This is a genomic window from Apilactobacillus sp. EABW-1NA (assembly GCF_030398685.1).
In the GTDB taxonomy this organism is placed as follows: domain Bacteria; phylum Bacillota; class Bacilli; order Lactobacillales; family Lactobacillaceae; genus Apilactobacillus; species Apilactobacillus waqarii.
In genome coordinates this window covers 1-3,486 of sequence record NZ_JAPDKO010000048.1, presented here as the reverse complement: position 1 = coordinate 3,486, position 3,486 = coordinate 1, and the positions used below count along the sequence as shown (strand labels likewise).

Here is a 3,486-nt window from a genome sequence, read left to right as displayed (position 1 = left end):
AATATGTCTTTGTATTTTTTGAGAAATATTCAATTCCAAATTGTTCAGCTTTCCTAATCCATTCATAAAGGGTCGCAGACCCTTTTATACCATATTTATTAGTAATTTTTGTAAATCCTAAACCATTGTAATAATCTTTAATGGCAGATAATTTTAATTCTTTAGAAAACATAAAAGAACCCCTTTAGTTAGATTTCTCCAACTCAAGGGGTTCAGTTCAACTTTACAAATTGTAAAGTGCTTTTTTATTGTTTCGTATTAGTTTAAGTGAGCGGAACGTTGTTTACGAACAACTCTTTTTCTGTTTTCTTCTAGTTTATCAGCTTGACCTTCAACAGGGTCTACAACTTTTTTCTTGAAAGAGAATAATGCTCCAGCAACCGCGCTTGAAGTTGCTAATGCACCAACAAAGAATCCTTTAGCGAATTTTTTCATTTTAAGTCCTCCTATATAATAATTTGCTTTACACTTACCATTATGATGTTTTTTTATTTATTTATCCAGTCTTAAGTATATTTTAATTCAATATTTTATATGCTAAACTTATATAAGCAGAAATGGTGGGATAATATGCAAAAAGTGCTAATAATTGTCGGACCAACAGCGGTCGGAAAAACAAGTTTATCAATTAAGTTGGCTAAGAAATTAAATGGTGAAGTTATTTCTGGTGATTCTATGCAGGTTTACAAACACTTAGACATTGGAACAGCCAAAGTGACAAAAGAAGAATCAGAGGGAATTGTTCATCATTTAATTGATATTATTGATGTTGACAAAAGATATTCAGCGGCTGATTTTGTTGAATCGGCTAATAAATTAATTGATGATATTCATAAGAGAGGAAAACTTCCTATTATTGTTGGAGGAACTGGATTTTATATTCAATCACTTGTCGATGGATTAAATCTTGGCGGTGATCACTATGATAATGAAGAATATAGAAATCAAATGCGTGCATTTGCCGAAGAAAACGGTAAACATGCATTGTGGCTTAAATTAAGAAGCATTGATGAAGTATCCGCCGAAAAGATTGGTGAAGAAAATGAACGCAGGGTAATTAGAGCTTTAGAGGTTTATCACAATACGGGTGTTAGATTTTCTGAACAAACCAATAATGCCGTTTCAATTGATCCATATATTATTGCACTTAATACCGATAGACAGGTATTGTATGATCGCATCAATAAACGTGTTGATATTATGTTTAAAGAAGGATTAATCGACGAAGCGAAATGGTTAGATCAAAAAGGTGACATTTCCTTACCTGCATATAAAGGAATCGGTTACCGAGAATTCATCAACTATTTCCATGGTAATTTAGACTTAGAGGATGTTTCTGAATTAATTAAAAAGGATTCTAGACATTACGCTAAAAGACAGTTAACTTGGTTTAGAAATAAGATGAAAGTTAACTGGTATGACATAATATCTAACATGGAAGTTGTAAAAAACATCGAAAAAGATGTATTTAATTGGCTAAATGATAAAAAAGTGCCATAATATGTTAGAAGTTGTTACATTAAATGTTGACATATTAAAATATAATGTTATTATAATGTTGTTAGAAGGAGTTAGATATGAAAGAAAAGGATTTAAGACGTTCGCTTTCAGTACTTCCAATCGGAACTGTTATGAAGTTAACTAGCTTGACCGCAAGACAAATTAGATATTACGAAGAACAGGGTTTGGTTTCACCTGAAAGAAATGATGGTAACCGCCGTATGTATTCTTTGAATGATATCGATGTGATTTTAGAAATTAAGGATTATTTAGACGAAGGTTTAAATATTGCCAAGATTCAAGAAATCTACAAGAAGCGTAAAGAAGATAACAAGAGTAACGATACGAAGGAATTAACTGATCAAGAAGCACGTAAAATTTTATCTGATGAACTTTTGAACATCGGTGGATTGAATTCACATGATGCTGCAAATAATTCTTTTTAACTAATTTAATGTTGAATACGTTAGGAGTAGGTGTATATGGCTACAAAGCATGATTATTCAAAAGACGACATTCGTCGTATTGTTAAAGAAGAGGACGTAAAATTCTTACGTTTAATGTTTACTGATGTTTTAGGTACTTTAAAAAATGTTGAAGTTCCAATCAGTCAATTAGATGATTTATTAAATGACAAGATTATGTTTGATGGATCATCAATCGAAGGATTCGTAAGAATCGAAGAAAGTGACATGTATTTACATCCTGATTTATCAACTTGGATGATTTTCCCATGGAGCTCAGAACGCGGTAAGATTGCTAGAGTTATTTGTGAAGTTTACAAGACTGATGGAACACCATTTGAAGGTGACCCAAGAAATAACTTAATCCGTGTTCTAAAGGACATGAAGGATGCTGGATTTACATCATTTAACATTGGACCTGAACCTGAATTCTTCCTATTCAAGATGGATGAAGATGGCAAACCAACTGTTAAATTAAATGACGAAGGTAGCTACTTTGATATGGCACCACTTGACTTAGGTGGTAACTGTCGTCGTGAAATCGTTCTAACTTTGGAAGAAATGGGCTTTGATGTAGAAGCAGCTCACCACGAAGTTGCTCCTGGTCAACATGAAATTGATTTCGAATATGCAGATGCTCTAAACGCTGCAGACAATATTCAAACATTTAAATTAGTTGTTAAAACAATCGCAAGAAAATACGGCTTATACGCTACATTTATGCCAAAACCACTAAGTGGTATCAATGGTTCTGGAATGCATTTAAACATGTCATTATTTGATGATAGTGGTGATGTATTCTACGACGAAAATGGTGACTTGAAGTTATCAGAAACTGCTTACCACTTCTTAGGTGGTTTAATCAAACATGCTAAGAGTTACACTGCAATTTGTAACCCATTAGTAAACTCATACAAACGTCTTGTTCCTGGATACGAAGCACCAGTTTACGTTGCTTGGTCTGGTTCAAACAGATCTCCACTTATCCGAGTACCAAATGCTCGTGGACAAGCTACACGTCTTGAATTAAGAAGTGCTGATGCTTCAGCAAACCCATACCTAGCAATTGCTTCTGTTCTAGAAGCAGGTCTAGATGGTTTGAAGAATGGTATCGTACCTCCTAAGAGTGTTGACCGTAACATCTATAGAATGGATGCTCAAGAAAGAAAAGAAAACGAAATTGTTAACTTACCAGATGACTTACTAGATGCTCTAGAAGAATTATCTGCTGATGAAACAATGAAACATGCATTAGGTTCAAAGATCTTCAACAGTTACTTAGCTGCTAAGCATTTAGAATACGATGCTTACCGTGCTCAAGTTTCTGATTGGGAACGTAACCAATACATGGAAAAATACTAATAACCATTTAAAAAAGAGTCGGCTTACTGCCGGCTGAACTGAACCCCTTGAGTTGGAGAAATCTAACCTAAGGGGTTCTTTTATGTTTTCTAAAGAATTAAAATTAGCTGCCATTAAAGATTATTATAATGGTTTAGGATTTACAAAAATTATTAATAAG

General features: G+C 33.5%; 4 protein-coding genes. 3 read left to right on the top strand and 1 reads right to left on the bottom strand.

Annotation, left to right across the window (positions count from 1 at the left end; genetic code table 11):
* Nucleotides 1-258: 258 nt before the first annotated feature.
* The gene (locus OEZ61_RS07930) at nucleotides 259-435 is read right to left on the bottom strand and encodes a DUF3042 family protein (RefSeq protein WP_034531052.1); all 177 of its coding nucleotides are present in this window, start codon (nucleotides 433-435) and stop codon (nucleotides 259-261) included.
* 135 nt (nucleotides 436-570) lie between these two features.
* Between OEZ61_RS07930 and miaA the strand changes: the two genes are divergently transcribed.
* From miaA to glnA, 3 genes are all read left to right on the top strand, one after another.
* Entirely contained in the window at nucleotides 571-1,500 is a 930-nt protein-coding gene (gene miaA, locus OEZ61_RS07925; RefSeq protein WP_034535286.1) for a tRNA (adenosine(37)-N6)-dimethylallyltransferase MiaA, read from the top strand.
* A gap of 77 nt (nucleotides 1,501-1,577) precedes the next feature.
* Entirely contained in the window at nucleotides 1,578-1,946 is a 369-nt protein-coding gene (locus tag OEZ61_RS07920) for a MerR family transcriptional regulator (protein ID WP_034531054.1), read from the top strand.
* Nucleotides 1,947-1,982: 36 nt separating this feature from the next.
* Nucleotides 1,983-3,326 (top strand): type I glutamate--ammonia ligase, encoded by a 1,344-nt coding sequence (gene glnA / locus OEZ61_RS07915; protein WP_034531055.1) that lies wholly within the window; start codon nucleotides 1,983-1,985, stop codon nucleotides 3,324-3,326.
* The last annotated feature ends 160 nt before the right edge of the window (nucleotides 3,327-3,486 follow it).

Coding starts and splice junctions, on each gene's coding strand:
- glnA (WP_034531055.1), top strand. CDS start 1,983: ATGGCTACAAAGCATGATTATTCAAAAGACGACATTCGTCGTATTGTT.
- OEZ61_RS07930 (WP_034531052.1), bottom strand. CDS start 435: ATGAAAAAATTCGCTAAAGGATTCTTTGTTGGTGCATTAGCAACTTCA.
- miaA (WP_034535286.1), top strand. CDS start 571: ATGCAAAAAGTGCTAATAATTGTCGGACCAACAGCGGTCGGAAAAACA.
- OEZ61_RS07920 (WP_034531054.1), top strand. CDS start 1,578: ATGAAAGAAAAGGATTTAAGACGTTCGCTTTCAGTACTTCCAATCGGA.